Consider the following 517-nt stretch of genomic DNA (forward strand, 5'->3'; position numbering starts at 1 on the left):
ATCTGATGGTCTGGGCGCGGCAGTTGTTCATGCTCGACATCGTGTTCGTGTGCATCGTGGTCATCGGTCTGATCGGCGTGGCGATGGATCGCGGCATCGGCCTGCTCGACCGCAAACTGGTGCACTGGCCGCACCCGGCCACCGCGCACATCACACGCGGCCCGCGCTATCAGGGCTGGCAACGCCTGCAACCGTGGCTGTTGCCGCTAGGCTTGTTGGCGCTCTGGCAACACGCCACTGATCAGCAGTGGGTCGACGCGAATATTCTGATCAGCCCTGCGGCTGTGCTGAGCACGACATGGGACGGACTGCTCGACGGTACGCTGGTCAACGGCATGGCGCTGAGCCTGAGCCGCACCCTGGGCGGCTTGCTGATCGGTGGCGGCCTCGGTTTCGCCCTGGGCTTGCTGCTCGGCATGTCACGTCTCAGCGAACGCCTGCTCGGCCCGACACTCGCCGCACTGCGGCAGATCGCGATTTTCGCCTGGGTGCCACTGCTCACCGCGTGGTTCGGTCT

1 pseudogene is annotated in these 517 nt (G+C 65.4%); it reads left to right on the forward strand.

Annotated features, from left to right (window positions below):
* Positions 1-517 (forward strand): annotated as a pseudogene (locus J5M56_RS24310) (ABC transporter permease); the annotation flags it as partial.

The organism is Pseudomonas sp. 51_B, assembly GCF_017491595.1.
Classification (GTDB): Bacteria; Pseudomonadota; Gammaproteobacteria; order Pseudomonadales; family Pseudomonadaceae; genus Aquipseudomonas; species Aquipseudomonas promysalinigenes.